The following is a 16,894-nucleotide window of genomic DNA, read 5'->3' as shown; positions in this document are numbered from 1 at the left end:
GTATCCGTCGCCGCACTCAACGGGACGCGCTGGCCGAAGTCGCCACCGGCGACAGGCGTCGAGGGACGTGGGATCAGTGCTGGAGTCCGGTGATCCCCCGTTCGAGGGTGAGGGCGAGGGCGAGGGCGAGGGCGACGGCCGCGGTGCGGTCGTCGACGCCGAGCTTGGCGAAGATGTGCAGAAGGTGAGTCTTCACGTGGCCACGCTGATGTGGAGGAAGGCGTAGACATGATGTGGGACCGGCTGACCCCTGACGGCCACGAAGCGCTCCGGCTCGCCCACTCTGAGGCCCGCGAACGGGGCAGGACTCCACCGTCACCGCCGGCGCACCCCTACCCGCGCCTGGCCGACGAACACGTCCTGCTCGGCCTGGTGCGGCACGGCACCAGCGAAGCCGCCGCGTTGCTGGGCACCCAGGACTTGGGGCGGGCGCGTCAGTCCGCGATGAACTGCGGTGGACCGGCCCCACGCTGAGCCGCCGGCCCGATCCCGCCGACGCCCTGCGCGGCTTTGGTATCGACGTCGAGGCCGCCGGGCCGCTGGTCTGCAACCTCCTGCTCCACTCGGTCGGGCCACTCGAATTGGGGGCTTCCTTGACACCCAAGCTTTGCATAGTGCAAAAGTGGGGGAGGGGTGTGAGCGCCGGGGCGTGCCCGGTCTGCGCGGAGTGGAAGAGGCGAGGCGCACTGATGAGAGCGGTGATCTGCGGGGCCGGTATCGCCGGGCTGTCGCTGGCCGGCCGCCTGCACAACGTGCTCGGCTGGGAGGTCGTGGTCCTGGAGCAGGCGCCACGGCCCCGCACCGAGGGCTACATGATCGACTTCTTCGGCCCGGGCTATGACGCGGCTGAGGCCATGGGCGTGCTGCCCTGGCTGCAGGAACTCAGCTACCCGGTCTCCGAGGCGGCTTTCCTCGACGACCACGGCCGCTGCCGCGCCCGGCTCGGCTACGACCGCTTCGCCCGTCCTCTGAATGGGCGCCTGTTGAGCATCATGCGGCCGGACCTCGAACTCGCCCTGCGGGAACGGCTGTCCTTCGCCGTCGGCCTGCGCTTCGGCGTCGGCCCGGCGCGCATCGACTCCCACGCCTACGGTGTCCGTGTCACGCTCACCGACGGAAGCATCGTCGACGCCGACCTCCTGGTCGGGGCGGACGGGCTCCATTCCACGGTGCGCGGTCTGGTCTTCGGCGAGGAGCGGCGGTACGTGCGTCAACTGGGCTACCACACGGCCGCGTTCACCTTCGACGACCCGGAGATGCACGCGGAGCTCGGCGACCGGTTCTGCCTCACCGACACCGTCGACCGGCAGATGGGCCTGTACGCCCTGCGGGACGGCAAGGTCGCCGCGTTCGCCGTGCACCACGCCACCGAATCCGGCCTGCCCGACGACTCTCGGGCCGCGCTGCGCCGCGAGTACGGCTCGCTCGGCTGGTTCGTGCCCCGCGCCCTGGCCCACTGCCCGCCGTCCTCGCAGATCTACTACGACCAGGTCGCCCAGACCGTCCTGCGCTCCTGGAGTCGCGGTCGTGTCGTGCTGGTGGGCGACGCCTGTCATGCCGTGTCCCTGGTCGCCGGGCAGGGCGCATCGCTGGCGATCGGCGGGGCCTACGTCCTGGCCGACCAGCTCGCCGGTGCCCGCCGCGTCGAGGACGCGCTGGCCGGATACGAACGGTTGTGGCGTCCGGTCATCGTCCGCAGGCAGCGCGCCGCCCGCAGGACCGCCCGCTGGTTTGTCCCCGGATCGCCCCGCCGGCTGCGTCTGCGCCGGGCTGCCCTGCGGTTTGCGGGCCTGCCCGGCGCAGGCCACATCGCCGGCACCACGCTCGCCGGCAGACAACGACCGTCCCTGCGCCAACTGGCCGCAGTTCCGGTCTAGGTCCTGTCATGAGGGGCGAGCGCGCCGGACACACCTCGCGGCGGAGCAAGTGCGCGCAGGCGATGGAGAGTCCGGGCGGGCAGCCCCGTAACGCGGAGAGGTCCAGATGCCATCAAGTCCCCGGCCTGGTAAGCGGGCGGTCGCCGCTCGCCTGCGCGACGCCCTGGAGACCGCCGACTGCCGGATGCTCGCCGAGGTCCTGCATCCGAACGTGTGCTGGAGCCCGCCCGACGGCGGTGACACCGGCTGCCACGCCCGTTCGCATGTCCTCAGCCGCTGTTCCCGGCTGCATGTGCTCGGACTGCGGGCCACTGTCGAAGAGACCTTCACCTACCCGGCAGCTGTTGTGCTTGGCCTGCGGATCCACGGCACCGTGCCTCCGGCCCACCCGGAGAGCGTGGCGTATCACGTCTTCGACGTCACTGGCGGCCTGATCACGTGTATCACCGGCTACGCCGATCGCGCCGAGGCGCTCGACGCGGCCTTCACCGGCGCCACGGCCGGATTCGGAGAGGTGCCGGTGCGTGCGCCTCGGCCGGAGGCGGGGCGTTCACGATGAGGTGACGCGTGCCTGGAGCCGGACCAGTCCGGCCACACCGAACTGCAGGGCCACCGGCAGCGTGTGCTTGGCGGTGACGCCGTGCACGTGGTGCAGCACCACGCGTGGTCCGTCGGCGCCGAAGGTGACGGTGGTGCTGCTTTGCAGCAGGATCCCTGCGGTGGACAGTGAGCCGTTGCCCTCGGTCGACTTTCCCCCGACCAGGACACCCCGCCCGCCGTCCGGGGTCGCGACCATGCCGAGGTGTTCGGGGACGCCGTCGTCGTTGCGCACGCTCATGTTGAGTGAGCCGTCGCCGGAATGGTCGAGGTGGGCGACGGCGTCTGTGATGGTCATGTCGACGTCGGCGACGTCCACATGAACACGGCCTGGGACGGACGGGTGGCCAGCGGACGCGGGAGCGGGGCCGGCGGCGTGGGAGGAGGAGTTGTCCGAGCAGCCTGCGGTCAGGAAGGCGAGTGCCACGGACAGGGATGCTGCCAGGAGTGTGAGGGTACGCGGGGCTGTGCCTGCCATGTTTGCAGTATGCCAAGGTCGGCCCTCGGGCGGACCGGCGCCCCCCTCCGGCAGGCGGGACTCTTCAGGTTGTTGACGCCTCGCATCCGCCGCGAGACGCCGGTTGACTCGGCCCTCGGCCGCTTGCGACAGGGTCACACGCTGCAGCCGGAGCGCACCCCGCCTGCACGGAAAGCCGGCGCACCATGTCGTCGTCCGTGACCTCGTACACGTCGATGCGTAGCAGCGGCTCACGTGTGCGCGAACACGTTCGACTGCCTTTGCAGAGGAGGACGGCAGACCATCTTTCGATGGGTTTCGACCCCGACGGTGCCGTCGACCCCTCCGGCAGGCTCCTTCCCGGCCCGGCGGCGGCAGGATGGCGCCCGGCCGGTGCCGCATTGCTACTGGCAGCCATCTGCTGTGCTGCCGTCGTCCGCTCGCAGCTCTAAGAAGACAAGTGGGGGCGGCAGTCGGAAGCCGCCCCCAGGATCCGGCAGACCTGGGCGTACTCGTCCGTCAGCCGACAACCCCCGCCACATACAGCAGATCCGCGATCTCGAACCGCCCCGGCGTCTCCGCGAGCGTCGGCCGCCAGCGCGGGAACACCGAGCGGTACGAGGACGGGTCGGCGTCCAGCAGGCCGATGAGGACCTCGGTGACGATGCGGGAGCCGACGGGGCCGAGATTGCGGCCGCGGTTGAGGACCTCCGCCTCCTTGAGGACGTAGTACCAGAGGTAGACCGGGCCTGTGGTGCCCAGTTCCTCGTCCGTCAGCGGGATCTCGCCGATGGCGCGGGCCACGTCCTGGCCGGACGGCAGGCCGAGGGTCTCGCTGCGCAGCAGGTTGCGTACGGCCAGGGAGGCCACCGGCTGGGCGAGGGCTCCCTGGCGGGCGCCGGGTACCGCGCTGACCGGGAGGTTCAGCAGTTGGGTGTTGAGTGTGGCCTCGATCCGCTTCGCGGTCTGCGGTTCGCTGGTGCGGGACACGTCGAAGAAGAACCGCCAGTCGACCGCGTGCTCGGGCAGGACGGTCATCCCGCCGCGCAGGTCCATGCGCGGGTTGGCGGGCGCGTTCGGGTCGTCCGGGAAGATCGGCGCGGCGAAGTCCTCGTTGACCCGGTAGCTGGTGCGCACCGTCGGGTGGCCGAAGCGGAAGGCCGCCACCGCGAACTCGACGGGAATGAACGGGGTCTTGCCGGGCTGGAAGAACCGCGGCCCGTTCTCCTCGACGTCCCGTGTGATCTTCGCGTCGGCGATCAGCGGCAGGTACTCGTGGACGATGATCCACTGGTAGTGCCACTGGACCAGTCGGCGGGCCGCGGCGAAGACGGTGTCGTAGTAGTTCTCCACGTCGAGCAGCTGGTCCAGCGGGACGCCGGGCTGCTGTGTCGGCGGCTCGGGCTCCGGTTTGGGCGGGAGCGGCTGCCCGAAGGCATCTGTGATCTCTCCCACGACGAGCTTGTCCACCACCCGGTTGTGGAACTTGATCATGGCCACTTGGAACTGGCTGAGGATCAGGTTCTCGTCGTTGCGTGGGTCGCCGATGAAGGGAACACCGGCCGGTGTCCGGGCGAGGTCCACCCCGCTCGGCGTCAGCGCCAGCTTGCCCTCGGGCGAGCCGTCGTACAGATGGCGGCTGACGACGGGCCCGGCGCCGTACAGGTTGTCCAGTTCGAGTCGTGGCGTACGGAAGTCGGTGATGGCGGACGGGTCGGTGTGGTCGCCGAGACGCGACATGACGTCCAGCGTCAGGTCGTGGTCGATGAACTGCCCGAAGTACGTGAATCCCGCCGGGAGTTCCGGGTCGAGCTGGCTGTCGCCGGTGTCCCCGCCGTCCATCAGGCCGCCGGGTGCGCCGAAGGTTAATGCCATCTCCAGGCCGGTGGCCCGGCGCGGCGGCAGCTGCGGGAACATCCGCCCGAAGCCTCCGCTGGTCTCGGCGCTGCTGAGACCGCGCGACGGCATGCCGTGAGATACGGACATGTGCTTTCCCCCTGTGTGTTTACCCCCGTGAGCGCGCATCCGGACCGTCGCCGTCAGGCGCCGGGCTCGGCGGGTCCCCTGGGCTCCTCCAGTCAACGGCCGCGCTCCTGTCCCTTCCAGAGTGCGACGCGCGTAGCGCAATCGCCGAATTGAAGGCCGAACCTTCATGCAAGGCTCACTGTCGGAAGGTCATCGTCCAGGGCGGAAGGCTGACACCGTGTCACCCGGCAGGCCGTCCGGGCGGGACAGCCCGCCCCTTGCGTGATCGGCTGGACGCGTGCGGCTGCTCCCCCACCCCGTCCGTCGCCTCGCCGCCCGGTGCGCCGTCGTGCCGCTCGTCGCCGAGGCACGTCTGCGTCGGGATCCGGCCGTGCGTGGAGTTCCGTACGGGCGTCATGCTCGCGCTGCTCGGGCCGCTGCACCGGTGGCGGGTGACGGCAGCCGGGCACGGCGGTTCGAGGCCCGAGTATGGGAGATGACGGCATGAGGGATGCGGTGAGCGCGAGGAGTCGCGGGCGATGGTGGCTGCCGTTCCGGATGGTCTGGGAGGACGGCGACCAGCACCGGTGGGCCGGTCCGCTGGCCGTGGTCGGCCTCGCGGTGGGGGCGCTGCTGGCCGTCCTCGGGCTGCCACCGGTGGATCTGCACGGTCCGCTGCACTACGCGGGCGTGATGGCTCCACTGTGCGGCGCCACACGAGGGGTGCACGCGGCGATGCGTGGCGATCTCGCCACGGGATGGCGCTACAACCCGCTCAGCATCGTCCTCGTCATGGGGGCGGCAGCCGCGGTGCTCCGCGAGGCGGTCGGCCGGCTGCGCGGCCGGTGGCTGAACGTCCGGGTCACTCACCGAAAGGCCGCGGTCGTGACCGGTGGCGCACTCCTTGCGGTACTGGAGGTCAACCAGCAGGAGCACGCCGACCTGCTGAGAACCGGCTCGGATGCCGCACCGTCCGCCTGGCTGCTGCTGTCCGTCACCATGCCGCTCGCCGCGGGCATCGTGCTCCTGACCGTGTTGGTGGTCCGGCGGGTCAACCGCGCCTGACCGTCGTATGCCTCCCCGGTGCGCACGCGTCGCAGTCCGGCTTGCGGGGTCCTTACTGCCGCCCTGCACGGAGCGGCAGGTGCGTGGCGGCGCGATGGCCGACCTCGAGCGCATCGGGAGCGGGTCAGCGCTCGAGGCGGATGATCCCCCGTTCGAGGGCGAGGGTGACGGCCGCGGTGCGGTCGTTGACGCCGAGCTTGGCGAAGACGTGCAGGAGGTGGGTCTTCACGGTGGCCACGCTGATGTGGAGGCGGCGGGCGACGTCGGTGTACCAGCGCCAGGGGCGCGGCCGCCGCTTGGCCCGCGGTGATGTGGTCCCGCAGCGGGCCCACCGTGGTGAGTGCCAGCCACGCGTAGAAGAACGCGTGCTGCCACAGCAGCCGCCGTCGCTGCCAGGAGTCGGGCCGTGTGGTCGTGGTCACGATGTCTCCCTCGCCTGCCCTTCCGACGATAGTCAGCGTCCGCCCCGGGCGGCATCCACCGGGTGGTTGACCAGCCGGTCCACCACCCGGTGGCGCACAACCGGTGCCCCGGTCGATGTGCGGCACCGGGCCGCCCGGCAAGACTCGACGGCGACAGCAGACCGGAAGAGACGCCGACGGGAAGTGCGCCATGAACGACTCACAGCTCCACCAGTACACGCCGCGCCGCGGACGGGCCATCGGCCCGATCGGCACCTGGGCACGCCTCCTGCTCGGCGGCGGAATGCTCGCCGCGCTCTACCTCGCGCCCTCCGGCGACCGACCGAACGCCTGGCAGGCCCTCCTCGGCCTCGCCGGCTTCACCGCCGTCCTGGCCGTCGTGCAGATCGGCTACGCACGCATGACCGGCAAGAGGTTGAACGCCACCGGTCCGCTCGGATACCTCGTGCCGCTGGCGGCCGGAACCGCCGCCGCGCTGCTGTACCCGCCGATTCTGCCGGGCTTCGCCGTCTTCATCGCGGCGTCCCTGCTGCTCGCGGGCATCCGCGGCTACGCGGGCTGCGAGATCACCGCCATCTCCAACTGGCTGCTGCGCCGCGACGACCAGGTCGGCTGTGTCCTGCTCTCGCCGCTCGACCACGCCGAACGAGGCCGGCGCAGGCACGGCCTCGACCATCAACCTCAGCAAACCGCCGGGCACGCCGGTTCTTCAGACACCGGACACGGAACGTGACCGAGGTGTCGAGCGGCGGCGCGAGCCGATCGCGGAGAGCACCCTTGACGCAGGAGAAGTCCACCGCGCGATGTGGTCACTGGGGCTGCCTGGCGTCTCGCTGGAATCCAGCAGGCCGGCCCGGCTGCGGCTCCGTTTCTTAGCAGAGCGCGTCCCTCACCCCGCGCGATCCCGAACCTGCTGTGCCTGCGCCCCGGCGGGCTGCAAGGGCTTGACCCTCACCCCGGGGGCAGAGAGATCTACTTCTCCGTCGTCCAGCGCAAGGCCGTCTCGCCCAACGACTTCCCCGACCTCGCCCAGGGCGCACCCAGACCCCGGCGGGCCGACTCCGCCCGGGCGTCCGTCACCCGCAGATCGCCCTCACCCACGAACAGCTCGCCGCCCTGGCCGGCACCTCCCGCGAGACCTGCACCTGGTCGCTGCACTCGCGGTGGCGGGCGCGGTGGTGTTGCAGGCGCGCTGGCTGGCCGCCATCGCCGGAGTCTGGGCGGTGCTGGCGTTGTGTCAGGGCCGGCTGGCCGTCAGGGAGTTCCGCCGCAGCGCGGGGTAGGTGGCACGGCCGGTGAACAGCCGCTGAATGAGGAAGCCGAGAGCGAGGGTGGCGGCCCCGGCGGCCGCGTCGGTGACGAAGTGGTTGGCAGTGGCCAGGATGACGGTGAAGGTCGCCAGCGGGTAGCAGACGCCCAGCACCCGAACCCAGGTGCGGCGGGCGAGGAAGGCCAGGGTGAGGCCGGACCAGGCGGACCAGATGATGTGCACCGAGGGCATCGCGGCGTATTGGTTGGAGAGAGAGGCAACATCCCCGGAGGCCCACGATCCCCAGGTGTGGTGGACGACCACGGTGTCGATGAATCCGTGCCTGGCCAGGAACCGGGGCGGGGCGGTGGCGCAGAACGCGAAGCCGGCCAGTGCCAACAGGGTGGCGGTGTACAGGGCGGTGCGCACCGAGCGGTAGCGGCCTGGATGGCGGACGTACAGCCACACCAGCACACCGATGGTGACGATGAAGTGCAGGGTGGCGTAGTAGTAGTTCATCCCCACAATCAGCCAGCCGATCCGGTCGGCCGCGTGGTTGACCGTGAGCTCGATGTTCACGTGCAGCGTCTGCTCGGCGCGCAGGATGGCTTGCGCGCGGTGCAGAGCTTCCGTGCGGTGGGCGGGCACGGCGTTGCGGGTGAGGGTGTAGGCCCAGTAGAGGAGTCCGGTGCACAGCAGTTCCACCCACAGCCGGGGCCGGTCCAGCGGGCGCAGGCGGGCGGGCAGCAGCGGGCCGATGCGCCATCCCGGATATGGGTGATCGGAGGCGGCCGGCGACGCTGGCGCGGCCTCCGTCACGCCTTCGCCCGCTGGGACGCCTGAGCAGGCACCAGCTCGGCATCCGCATCATCCCGAGCCGGGTACGGGGCGTCGTCGTCCGGACGCGAACGCCGGGAGACGATCAGGTAGGCCAGTGCGCCGGTGAACAGCAGCAGAGAGACGTAGTCGTTCAGGCGCAGACCCAGGAAGTGGTTGGCGTGGTCGATGCGCAGCGCCTCGATCCAGGCCCGGCCGGTGGTGTAGGCCAGGACGTAGCAGGCGAACAGCCGACCGCGCCGCAGCCGCTGGTGGTGGCGGGCGTCGAGCCACAGCAGCAGGACCATCACGCCCAGGTCCCACAGCGACTCGTACAGGAAGGTGGGGTGGTACAGGGCGACGGAGGGGGAGTCGGTGGGACGGTGGGCCGGGTCGATGTACAGCGCCCACGGCAGATGAGTTGGACTGCCGTACAGCTCCTGGTTGAAGTAGTTGCCCCACCGGCCGATCGCCTGCGCCAGCACCAGCCCAGGGGCGACGGCGTCGGCGAAGTCGGACAGCTTGACGCTGCGGCGGCGGCAGCCCAGCCAGGCACCCACCGCACCAAGGGCCACCGCGCCGGGGATGCCCAGGCCGCCGTCCCAGATGTACAGCGCGTGCAGGGGCTGCTTTCCGGCGGCGAAGTACAACTCCGGGTCGGTGATCACGTGGTAGAGGCGTCCGCCGAGGATGCCGAACGGCACCGCCCAGATCGCGATGTCCGCGATGTCCTCCCGTCGGCCGCCCCGCGCCTCCCAGCGTCGGCCGGTTAGCCAGACCGCGATGAAGATGCCGGCCAGGATGCACAGCGCGTACGCGCGGATCGGCAGCGGCCCGAGATGCCACACCCCCTGCGAGGGACTGGGCAGGTACGCCAGGTTCAAGGGCTCGACCGTTTCTTGCACGTGTGAAACCCGGCCCGAGGGCCGGGGGAGGACCCACCGACAATACATCGGACACCGAACCTTTTGGGAAGATGCCCAGGCAGGGTCGACCAGGCGGCCGGTCTGCGGGCGGCCGGGCGGCACCTGTGTGCGGCCCGGCTACCCTTGCCGCATGTCTGCGCAGCCCCGCTCCGAGGTCTCCTCGCCCCGCTCCGCCGCTCAGGCGCCCGAGGCCCGTCTGCTCACCGAGGCAGTGACCCGGTTGCGCCGCGCGCTGCGCTCCTCGATCCGCACCGACTACCCGTGGGAGACCCTCCCCATGGCGCAGGTCGAGCTCCTGCAGGTCCTGGGTGAGCACTCTCCGGCGCGGATCAGCGACCTGGCTGCCCGTCGGCGCCTGGCCCCGAGCACGGTCAGCGGGCTGATCGGCCAGATGATCACCGCCGGGCTGGTCGCGCGGGACGTTGACTCCGCCGACCGCCGCGCCTCCGTCGTCACCCTCACCGACGCCGGCCGCGAGAAGCTCGCCGCCTGGACCACCGCCCACGAGCGCCGAATCGACGCTGCCCTCGCCGCTCTCGACGACGACGCCCGCGCGGCCATCACGGACGCGCTGCCCGCCCTCTTCCAGCTCGCTGAACACCTTGGTGAGCCGGCCGATGGCGCGACGGAGCGGTGATTTCTCCCGGGCGTGTGTATGCACGGCCTGCGGTGCGGCTGAGCAGCGCGCACGGGGCACGCGGCCCGTCGCTGAGGATGCAGGATCGAGACCCGGTGGAGTCGTTCGTGAAGACGACGGCGGAGGTTGCCTTCGGAGGCACCTGCGCGGCGCGGGAGCGGCCTGTCCCGTTCATGGGTCGTCCGCTTGAGGCTCAGGGGCCAGATGGTCGTGCGATGATCACGGCACAGCCGACCGGTGCGTCGAATCCGACGATCAGTCCAGCCACAGCACGACCACCGACGGCGACCACCACACCGTCGACCAGCCAGACCCACCACGCACAGACGCTGCCCCTGCCGGCGCCTGCAGTCCGAGGCGGACCAGGCCAAGGAGCTGGCCGAGGGCAACCGCATCCGCACCGCCCTGCTCGCCGCCGTCAGCCACGATCTGCGCACGCCGCTGGCTGGCATCAAGGCATCGGTCACCTCCCTGCGCTCGGACGACGTGGAGTGGTCCGAGGAGGACCAGGCCGAACTCCTCGCGGCCATTGAGGAGGGCGCCGACCGCCTCGACCACCTGGTGGGCAACCTACTCGACATGTCCCGTCTTCAGACCGGCACGGTGACTCCCCTGATCCGCGAGGTGGACCTGGACGAGGTCGTCCCCATGGCGCTGGGCGGCATACCGGATCCTGACTCGTCCGTTGTGCTGGACATCCCCGAGACCCTGCCCATGGTGGCGGTCGACAAGGGCCTGCTGGAGCGGTCGGTCGCCAACGTCGTCGAGAACGCCGTGAAGTACAGCCCCGCGGACGAGCCGGTCCTGGTCTCGGCCAGCGCCATCGCCGACCGGGTGGAGGTACGCGTCGTGGACCGCGGCCCCGGCGTCCCCGACGAGGCCAAGGACCGCATCTTCGAACCCTTCCAGCGCTACGGCGACGCCCCGCGCGGCAACGGCGTCGGCCTCGGCCTCGCGGTCGCCCGCGGCTTCGCCGAGGCCATGGGCGGCACCCTCACCGCCGAGGACACCCCCGGCGGCGGCCTGACCATGGTGCTGAGCGTGCCGATGGCACCGGGCCGCTCCCTGGCGCACACCGACGTGTCGGAGGCGGTCACGTCGTAGACGGGCTGGCGTACGGCGTTTGAGAAGCGATGGCAGCAATCACTGCACGGTGAGCTCCGCGAGCTGCTCAGCCGCGGTGGTGTTGCCCTGATCGGCAAGCCGTCGCAGTTCCTCCAAGCCGCCCTGCTCGGTGGCGAGTTCGATCAGCTCGTCGACCGCGGTCGCGTCACCTTTGTCAGCCCGTTCCCGGAGGATGGACAGGTCAGAGTCGGTCATGCGGGGCAACCTCCATCGTGTTGGGCCGGGCCGACCGGCCTGGTCCTGTCGTCAAATGCCACCGCCACATGAGGGAGGATGCAAGGGCGAGGGGCTTGGTATGACGAGGCGGCGGTCTCCGCACCGAACCGCAATCAAGACAGAGGTGCTTCCTCTTGTCTCACCGTGAATACTGCTCCGAACTGCCATCACGCTGGGAGAAAACATGGCCGTCACCAAGCTCTTGAGACCCGCCCTCGCCGCCGCGGTCCTGGCCTCGCTCACCGCCTGTGGCGCGTCGTCCGTGCCGGGCGTCTCGGCGAGCACCACGACAGGCTCGGGGGCCGCCCAGACGCGTCGCTCGGCAAACCCCGAGCCGGTCACCGCCACCATGCCCGATGTCATCGGCGGCAACGCCGGGCGTGCGTACGAGCAGATGGGCTCCGAACTCGACATGACCTTCAAGGACGCAAGCGGGCGGGGCCGTCTGGTGGACGACCCGGCGGCGTGGAAGATCTGCAACTCCGAGCCGGGACCGAACCAGCAGATCACCGATTACCCGGTGGTCTTCGGCGTGGTGAGAGTTTCGGAGAGCTGCAAGGATGCGGTGCCGGAGTGACATGTCCGAGGACTCCGGCCCCCCGCCATGGTCTGCGTTTGATCCAAGTTGGTGACGCGTTGGCGCCACCGGACGAACTCCCTGGCTGATCTCCAACCGAACTCTCCTGGGAGTTGTCCTCCGATGTCACGCCCGCATCAGCAGGGATGCGAGGGTGACGGGGGCTGTGTAGGACTCGCGGTCTTGTCGTAGCGGGTCGCTATGCCGCGCCATTGCTTCAGGCGTGGCCGCCGCCAGAGCTGACGGCAACGGCACTCGCAGGGGGGAGTGGCGCATGGATCGGTTCGAGCTTTCCAGTCCGACTCGCGTCAGCCGTATGCACTTCGTGCTGGCCTGGGCGCTGTGTGTGCTTGCACTGCTGCTCACGACGGCAACCTGGCTACCCGGTCCGAACCAGGTCCCCTTCGCTGCCGTGGGCGTCGTGTTCGTCGCGATCTTCCCGGTCTTCGGCGCCGCGTTGGTGCGAGCCTTGTTTTCCGAGGGCGGCAGGACCCTGCTCGGCAGGGCGAACAGCATCGGGATGCTCCAGTTCGTACGAAACCTGTCGACCGGCCTGAAGTGCGCCTACGTGGTGGTGCTCGCCGCGCTGCTGCTGACCATGGCGACCGGGGGTGCGGCGCAGGACGCCAAGACCGACGGGCGCGGTGGCCACTACTGCACCCGCTGGAACAACACCGAGCGGCGCTGTGAGCCGGTCCCGCTTACTGCGCACGAGTACGACGAGGCCACCAAGGCCCAGGCCCGCGTCTTCGCCGCTGGAGCTGCGCTCTTCCATGCCATGGGCGGCTTCCTGGTCCTCGTGGCTGCGTCGCCGGCTGCCGCCCGGCGCGCAGGGACCGGCTCGGAGCGGGTGGCACGAATGGGCTGAGCCCGCAATTCGGGCTCGGCGAGGGGTGCATGCTGCAACGTGCGGTCATTTCCCGCGGTATCTCGTCGACGGCCCTCGGGGCCGGAAATCGTGGCCCCGGCCAGGTGCGACCCAAGAGGCGCAGCTACGCCACCTCACGCGGCGCCGAGCAGGCGCGCCGTCTGCTGGAGTACCTCCAGGATCTCTTGGCGGGCGGCGGGCCGAGAGGCGAACACTCGGGGGCTGGGGTGCCATGTAGGGAGCGTGTGTACCTTCGGCGCGTACCGTTGCTGGTAGGTGGCCCAGCCGGTCTGGGCCTTGCGTCCCATGGGGACGACCACCTCCAGGGCGGGCAGCAAGGTGATCACCTCGTGGAGAAACGGCGCCGCGCGCTGTATCTCCGTCCGTCCGGGCGCGGCTATGCGGTTCGCCGTGCCCAGGTACCACGGCACGACATTCCAGTGCACGGAAGCCCGGTACGGCAGACCGGCCTCCGTGCGCAGTGTCCAGCAGTTCTGCGCCGTCGGGTCGTCGTTGTCGATGGAGATGATGCCGCTGCCGGCGCGACGCAACTCGGCCTCCGCCCCCATGGACTTCTGACCCGGCGCCTCCAGCAGGAACAGACTACGGGCCTCGACTCCGCCGGACGCGGGATCGAACCAGGGCACGCTCTCGCCGTCACCGAGCCGGCCGCGCAGTTTCTCCACTCAGTCGTTCAAGGGCTGCACCGGCTCGGTCCGTACCGCACTCAGCCGGGCACGTAGCACGTCGGGATCACGCAGCGCCCTGGGCGCCGTGCAGTGGAAAGCGTCATCAGCGGACATGCAGCGCAGTGTGTCACCGTCTCTGGGAACGGTGTGCTGCAGCCGCCCCAGCCTGCCGACCTGCGATCAGCTCTCGCCGAGTCGGCGGCAAGCCGGCCCGGCACCCAGCAGGCCGCGTGCGATCACACTTCCAGACGGTCCAGCCAGGCGTCCTGACCGTCCGCCAAGGTGAAGGTCAGGGGCAGTGGCTCAAAACGGCAATGGAACTTCATGCCATTGTCGCGGCCCGCGCCCGTCACACGGTGGTCCCACACATCCGGGACATCTGCGTCGCCGTCCACTGCCAGTTCGAAGAAGGTGGTGTGGCGGGGGAAGCGGCGGATCGGGTGCGGGGTCTGCTCCTCAGCGATGGGGCGCAGGATGCGGACGCATGTCAGCCCGCACTCCTCTGCAACTTCCCGCAGCACTGCCTCTTCCAGTGGCTCCTCCGGTGCCACACCCCCTGCCGGGACATGCGTGCCGGACGGCAGGTCCGCGTCGTGGTCGAACACCAGCAGCTCCACCGGCCGTCCCGCGCGGCGTCGCAGCACATAGGCGGCCACCCGGACGCGCAACGTCAACTCCTGCATTCCCGCAGCGTATAGGCTGCACCGCCCGATCAGGAGAGATACTTCAAGATCGAGGAGGCCCCCCTAGGCTCGGCCTGGGACACCGGCCGTCTGCCGGGATACGGCAGGCGGCAAGGCCCGGCGGCCTCAAGGTTGGTATGCCGGGCCTTGCCGCAACAGCGCGATCAGACGGGGCGGATGTTCTCCGCCTGTGGGCCCTTCTGGCCCTGGGTGACGTCGAACTCGACCTTCTGGCCTTCCTGCAGCTCACGGAAGCCCTGGGCGGCGATGTTGGAGTAGTGGGCGAAGACGTCGGGGCCGCCGCCCTCCTGCTCGATGAAGCCGAAGCCCTTCTCGCTGTTGAACCACTTGACAGTGCCCTTGGCCATGACCGTCTCCTTCGAGGGAAACCGGGCCCGCGCCCTGCGTGCCCGGGAGGTGATCGCCCTGGTCCGGAGAGGCGCTGAAACGCAACAACGCCCGTGATGGCGATCACGGGCGAACGGGACTTCGGAACCACGACTGCTGGATCACGACGCCACACCCGCGGAATTGGCCGCCGCTACCGAGAAGGTGCCGGTATCAGCGCCTGGCCTGCCGGTGTGCTCCCAGGCGTCGGGCACCTCGGACCGTCGCGCGGGGCTGGCGCCTCGTTCCTGCGGCCGGGGCGGCGTGGAACGCGCGGATTCATGCATGTTTCGTTACGCTGGGACGTCGTCGCCGACAAGCGCCCCGGGTGGGCAGGTAAGGCCGGGCAGGTCAACGGCGTCGCTGCGGATACGCAGGCCGGTCATCATCCGCGTTCTCGTCCGTGTTGGCGCTCGGTCTTCACGGCAGCCGGGTTTCCCGACGGTCGGGCAGGTTCCGCTTGCGTCAGGAGCGAGCCGAAGACGGACCGCCCCAGGGCTTCGGCGCGGGTCTGGTCTATGGCCTTGCCGGTGAAGTCGGGGTGCTGCTCGGCCCAGCTCCGTGCGGTGCGGCCGCTGGTGAAGAAGTTCAGCGCTCCGCAGGCGATGTCGGCGGCGGGTCCGGTGCAGGAGCGTTGGCCGACGTAGACCACGGCGGTGGTGGGCCGCCAGGTCATGTGGCCGCCGGTGGAGGTGACGGTGACGGTCTCGCCGGTGACCGGGTCGGCAGAGGTGATCACGGCGTCGGTGCCGAGCATGTCCGGGACGCCGAGCGCGTCGATCGCGCACATCGCCCACGCCTCGGTGCCGTCGGCGAGGTGGAGCCGGTGGGCGGTGGGGGTGGCGGAGAAGGGGTACGCCGCCCGGATGCGTCCTTGGTCATCGAGGGTGAGGAAGTCCTCGGCGGCCAAATCGGCCAGGATCTCGCGCAGGTCCCGCCCGGAGGGGTCTGCCACCTGCTCCAGGTCGGCCGGCTCGGGTGCCTGGCCGGTGGTCGCGAAAGACCGCAGGATGGCCTGTTGCATGGCGCGCAGTCCTCCGCTGACGGGCGCGAGGCGGCCGCGTCCACCGCGGCCTGCCGCGTCCATGGGCGGGCAGTCGCTGTCTTCACCGGCCTTTGCGACGTACAGGGCACGCTGCAGATCAGCCAGGCTCGGCGCCCCCTCGACCCGCCCGTCCGGGCTCCGGTAGAGGCGGCAGGAGACGGACGCTGCAGCCCCCGGCACGGCGAACGGATCGGTGCCGTCGACGAGGACGGTCGGGGAGCCGGTCATCCCGAGCCGTGCGGCTTGCGCTTCGTCGGTGACCTCGACCAGCTCCACCTCTGGGGTCCGTCCGTCGAGCGCCTGGCCGATCCGCTCTCGTACAAGAGGCGCGTTGGGGCAGTCGGGCACCGTCAGAAGAGTGATGCGCATGGCTGCGTCCTTCCAGGTCGCTGGGAATACGACCGACGTTAGACCTTCCAGTGCACTGGAAGGTCAAGGCTAAGGGTCGTCCCGTAAATGATCTCCAAATGGGCGAGCATGGCCGTCTGGCTGGTGACTTGGCGGTCTATCCAGCGAGGATGAGGTTGTGCAGGCGGGCGATGCCGAGCATGGCGTGGTGGACTCCGTCGCCCTTGAGGCGGCAGTCGCGGAGGATTTTCCAGGTCTTCATGCGGGCGAAGGCGTGCTCGACGCGGGCCCGGACCTGCTTGTGCGAGCGGTTGTGTTCCTGCTTCCAGCCGGGCAGCTCCTCACCGGCCCGGCGGCGGTGCGGCATCACGAGTCCGGTGCCCGGATAGCCGCCATCGGCGATCGTCATCGTCTTGCCGACGGCGGCCTTGGCCCCGGATTCCTCCCACGCTCTGCAGTCGTTGCGGTTGCCCGGCAGAGGCCGGCCGACCACGACGACCAGACGGGTATCGGCATCGATGACGACCTGGTGGTTGGTGGAGTACCGATAGTTCTTGGACTGTTCGGCGATCGCGTGGTCCCGGGTAGGGACGAGTGTGCCGTCCACGATGAGCACCGTGTCCTCGCGGAACCGCTTGCGGGACCGGAGCGCGAGCGACGGCCCGAGATGGTCGATGATGCGGCCGGCCGCGGACTTCGAGATGCCGAACAGCAGGGCCAGCTGGCGCAGCGTCAAGTTCGTGCGCCAGTACGCGGTCACCAGCAGCACGCGGTCCTCCAGCGGCAGGCTCCAGGGACGGCCTTTGCGCACCGGCTCCACGCCCTCGCGGCGTAACGCGGTGATCAGCTTGCGGAAGCATGACGGGCTCAGCCCGGAGAACGGGGTTATCCAGGACGGCTCCGACGCCGTGATCACACCAGCCACGGCAAGATCGTCTCACCCGC

General features: G+C 70.1%; 19 protein-coding genes and 3 pseudogenes. 9 read left to right on the top strand and 13 right to left on the bottom strand.

What is annotated here, in order from left to right; translation table 11 throughout:
• Nucleotides 1-73 precede the first annotated feature (73 nt).
• Nucleotides 74-196: pseudogene (locus AB0D27_RS07205) on the bottom strand (hypothetical protein); the annotation flags it as partial.
• A gap of 32 nt (nucleotides 197-228) precedes the next feature.
• On the opposite strand from AB0D27_RS07205, the gene AB0D27_RS07200 reads away from it, so the two are divergent.
• The 3 genes from AB0D27_RS07200 (at nucleotide 229) to AB0D27_RS07190 (ending at nucleotide 2,436) form a co-directional block, all read left to right on the top strand.
• Entirely contained in the window at nucleotides 229-474 is a 246-nt protein-coding gene (locus tag AB0D27_RS07200) for a hypothetical protein (protein WP_362503240.1), read from the top strand.
• 215 nt (nucleotides 475-689) lie between these two features.
• Nucleotides 690-1,877 carry an FAD-dependent monooxygenase gene (locus tag AB0D27_RS07195; RefSeq protein WP_362503237.1) on the top strand — a complete coding sequence of 396 codons (1,188 nt, stop codon included), beginning with the start codon at nucleotides 690-692 and terminating at the stop codon, nucleotides 1,875-1,877.
• Between the two features lie 106 nt (nucleotides 1,878-1,983).
• Entirely contained in the window at nucleotides 1,984-2,436 is a 453-nt protein-coding gene (locus tag AB0D27_RS07190; RefSeq protein WP_362503234.1) for a hypothetical protein, read from the top strand.
• Here the strand turns inward: AB0D27_RS07190 and AB0D27_RS07185 are convergent.
• The 3 genes from AB0D27_RS07185 to AB0D27_RS07175 form a co-directional block, all read right to left on the bottom strand.
• On the bottom strand, nucleotides 2,428-2,952 hold the full coding sequence (locus tag AB0D27_RS07185; RefSeq protein ID WP_362503232.1) for a hypothetical protein: 525 nt from the start codon (nucleotides 2,950-2,952) through the stop codon (nucleotides 2,428-2,430). The genes AB0D27_RS07190 and AB0D27_RS07185 overlap by 9 nt on opposite strands.
• A 498-nt stretch (nucleotides 2,953-3,450) precedes the next feature.
• Nucleotides 3,451-4,917 carry a heme peroxidase family protein gene (locus AB0D27_RS07180; protein ID WP_362503230.1) on the bottom strand — a complete coding sequence of 489 codons (1,467 nt, stop codon included), beginning with the start codon at nucleotides 4,915-4,917 and terminating at the stop codon, nucleotides 3,451-3,453.
• A 220-nt stretch (nucleotides 4,918-5,137) separates the two neighbouring features.
• Nucleotides 5,138-5,314: a hypothetical protein gene (locus AB0D27_RS07175; protein WP_362503227.1), complete on the bottom strand. Its 177-nt coding sequence runs from the start codon at nucleotides 5,312-5,314 to the stop codon at nucleotides 5,138-5,140.
• An 86-nt stretch (nucleotides 5,315-5,400) separates the two neighbouring features.
• On the opposite strand from AB0D27_RS07175, the gene AB0D27_RS07170 reads away from it, so the two are divergent.
• Nucleotides 5,401-5,961: a DUF2752 domain-containing protein gene (locus AB0D27_RS07170; RefSeq protein WP_362503224.1), complete on the top strand. Its 561-nt coding sequence runs from the start codon at nucleotides 5,401-5,403 to the stop codon at nucleotides 5,959-5,961.
• A 124-nt stretch (nucleotides 5,962-6,085) separates the two neighbouring features.
• Here the strand turns inward: AB0D27_RS07170 and AB0D27_RS07165 are convergent.
• A pseudogene (locus tag AB0D27_RS07165) lies at nucleotides 6,086-6,226 on the bottom strand (LuxR C-terminal-related transcriptional regulator); the annotation flags it as partial.
• A gap of 347 nt (nucleotides 6,227-6,573) precedes the next feature.
• Between AB0D27_RS07165 and AB0D27_RS07160 the strand changes: the two are divergent.
• Nucleotides 6,574-7,116 carry a hypothetical protein gene (locus AB0D27_RS07160; protein WP_362503221.1) on the top strand — a complete coding sequence of 181 codons (543 nt, stop codon included), beginning with the start codon at nucleotides 6,574-6,576 and terminating at the stop codon, nucleotides 7,114-7,116.
• A gap of 504 nt (nucleotides 7,117-7,620) precedes the next feature.
• On the opposite strand, the gene AB0D27_RS07155 is transcribed toward AB0D27_RS07160, so the two are convergent.
• Entirely contained in the window at nucleotides 7,621-8,451 is an 831-nt protein-coding gene (locus AB0D27_RS07155) for a phosphatase PAP2 family protein (protein WP_362503218.1), read from the bottom strand.
• Complete coding sequence (gene lgt / locus AB0D27_RS07150) at nucleotides 8,448-9,332, bottom strand: prolipoprotein diacylglyceryl transferase (protein ID WP_362503215.1); 885 nt, start codon at nucleotides 9,330-9,332, stop codon at nucleotides 8,448-8,450. Before lgt ends, AB0D27_RS07155 begins: the two co-directional genes overlap by 4 nt.
• A 172-nt stretch (nucleotides 9,333-9,504) precedes the next feature.
• On the opposite strand from lgt, the gene AB0D27_RS07145 reads away from it, so the two are divergent.
• Nucleotides 9,505-10,011 carry a MarR family winged helix-turn-helix transcriptional regulator gene (locus AB0D27_RS07145; RefSeq protein WP_362503212.1) on the top strand — a complete coding sequence of 169 codons (507 nt, stop codon included), beginning with the start codon at nucleotides 9,505-9,507 and terminating at the stop codon, nucleotides 10,009-10,011.
• 339 nt (nucleotides 10,012-10,350) lie between these two features.
• Nucleotides 10,351-11,115, top strand: a pseudogene (locus AB0D27_RS07140) (ATP-binding protein); the annotation flags it as partial.
• Between the two features lie 39 nt (nucleotides 11,116-11,154).
• Here AB0D27_RS07140 and AB0D27_RS07135 read toward each other — a convergent pair.
• Nucleotides 11,155-11,331 (bottom strand): hypothetical protein, encoded by a 177-nt coding sequence (locus AB0D27_RS07135; protein ID WP_362503209.1) that lies wholly within the window; start codon nucleotides 11,329-11,331, stop codon nucleotides 11,155-11,157.
• A gap of 205 nt (nucleotides 11,332-11,536) precedes the next feature.
• On the opposite strand from AB0D27_RS07135, the gene AB0D27_RS07130 reads away from it, so the two are divergent.
• Entirely contained in the window at nucleotides 11,537-11,929 is a 393-nt protein-coding gene (locus AB0D27_RS07130) for a hypothetical protein (RefSeq protein WP_362503206.1), read from the top strand.
• Nucleotides 11,930-12,203: 274 nt separating this feature from the next.
• The gene (locus AB0D27_RS07125) at nucleotides 12,204-12,797 is read left to right on the top strand and encodes a hypothetical protein (protein WP_362503203.1); all 594 of its coding nucleotides are present in this window, start codon (nucleotides 12,204-12,206) and stop codon (nucleotides 12,795-12,797) included.
• 134 nt (nucleotides 12,798-12,931) lie between these two features.
• On the opposite strand, the gene AB0D27_RS07120 is transcribed toward AB0D27_RS07125, so the two are convergent.
• From AB0D27_RS07120 to AB0D27_RS07100, 5 genes are all read right to left on the bottom strand, one after another.
• On the bottom strand, nucleotides 12,932-13,483 hold the full coding sequence (locus tag AB0D27_RS07120) for a uracil-DNA glycosylase (RefSeq protein ID WP_362503200.1): 552 nt from the start codon (nucleotides 13,481-13,483) through the stop codon (nucleotides 12,932-12,934).
• Between the two features lie 239 nt (nucleotides 13,484-13,722).
• Entirely contained in the window at nucleotides 13,723-14,169 is a 447-nt protein-coding gene (locus tag AB0D27_RS07115; RefSeq protein WP_362503197.1) for an NUDIX domain-containing protein, read from the bottom strand.
• Nucleotides 14,170-14,333: 164 nt separating this feature from the next.
• Nucleotides 14,334-14,537 carry a cold-shock protein gene (locus tag AB0D27_RS07110; protein ID WP_020120296.1) on the bottom strand — a complete coding sequence of 68 codons (204 nt, stop codon included), beginning with the start codon at nucleotides 14,535-14,537 and terminating at the stop codon, nucleotides 14,334-14,336.
• Nucleotides 14,538-14,941: 404 nt separating this feature from the next.
• Nucleotides 14,942-15,970 carry an organomercurial lyase gene (gene merB, locus AB0D27_RS07105; RefSeq protein WP_362503193.1) on the bottom strand — a complete coding sequence of 343 codons (1,029 nt, stop codon included), beginning with the start codon at nucleotides 15,968-15,970 and terminating at the stop codon, nucleotides 14,942-14,944.
• A gap of 136 nt (nucleotides 15,971-16,106) precedes the next feature.
• Nucleotides 16,107-16,874, bottom strand: coding sequence for a transposase (locus tag AB0D27_RS07100; protein WP_362503190.1), 768 nt, complete (start codon nucleotides 16,872-16,874; stop codon nucleotides 16,107-16,109).
• Nucleotides 16,875-16,894 lie beyond the last annotated feature (20 nt).

Source organism: Streptomyces sp. NPDC048415 (assembly GCF_040651675.1).
Lineage (GTDB): Bacteria > Actinomycetota > Actinomycetes > Streptomycetales > Streptomycetaceae > Streptomyces.
This window is presented reverse-complemented; position numbering and strand designations above follow the sequence as displayed.

Bases quoted from the DNA above. Each gene is read 5' to 3' on its own strand.
- AB0D27_RS07200 (WP_362503240.1), top strand. From the start codon at position 229: ATGATGTGGGACCGGCTGACCCCTGACGGCCACGAAGCGCTCCGGCTC.
- AB0D27_RS07195 (WP_362503237.1), top strand. From the start codon at position 690: ATGAGAGCGGTGATCTGCGGGGCCGGTATCGCCGGGCTGTCGCTGGCC.
- AB0D27_RS07190 (WP_362503234.1), top strand. From the start codon at position 1,984: ATGCCATCAAGTCCCCGGCCTGGTAAGCGGGCGGTCGCCGCTCGCCTG.
- AB0D27_RS07185 (WP_362503232.1), bottom strand. From the start codon at position 2,952: ATGGCAGGCACAGCCCCGCGTACCCTCACACTCCTGGCAGCATCCCTG.
- AB0D27_RS07180 (WP_362503230.1), bottom strand. From the start codon at position 4,917: ATGTCCGTATCTCACGGCATGCCGTCGCGCGGTCTCAGCAGCGCCGAG.
- AB0D27_RS07175 (WP_362503227.1), bottom strand. From the start codon at position 5,314: ATGACGCCCGTACGGAACTCCACGCACGGCCGGATCCCGACGCAGACG.
- AB0D27_RS07170 (WP_362503224.1), top strand. From the start codon at position 5,401: ATGAGGGATGCGGTGAGCGCGAGGAGTCGCGGGCGATGGTGGCTGCCG.
- AB0D27_RS07160 (WP_362503221.1), top strand. From the start codon at position 6,574: ATGAACGACTCACAGCTCCACCAGTACACGCCGCGCCGCGGACGGGCC.
- AB0D27_RS07145 (WP_362503212.1), top strand. From the start codon at position 9,505: ATGTCTGCGCAGCCCCGCTCCGAGGTCTCCTCGCCCCGCTCCGCCGCT.
- AB0D27_RS07135 (WP_362503209.1), bottom strand. From the start codon at position 11,331: ATGACCGACTCTGACCTGTCCATCCTCCGGGAACGGGCTGACAAAGGT.
- AB0D27_RS07130 (WP_362503206.1), top strand. From the start codon at position 11,537: ATGGCCGTCACCAAGCTCTTGAGACCCGCCCTCGCCGCCGCGGTCCTG.
- AB0D27_RS07125 (WP_362503203.1), top strand. From the start codon at position 12,204: ATGGATCGGTTCGAGCTTTCCAGTCCGACTCGCGTCAGCCGTATGCAC.
- AB0D27_RS07115 (WP_362503197.1), bottom strand. From the start codon at position 14,169: ATGCAGGAGTTGACGTTGCGCGTCCGGGTGGCCGCCTATGTGCTGCGA.
- AB0D27_RS07110 (WP_020120296.1), bottom strand. From the start codon at position 14,537: ATGGCCAAGGGCACTGTCAAGTGGTTCAACAGCGAGAAGGGCTTCGGC.
- merB (WP_362503193.1), bottom strand. From the start codon at position 15,970: ATGCGCATCACTCTTCTGACGGTGCCCGACTGCCCCAACGCGCCTCTT.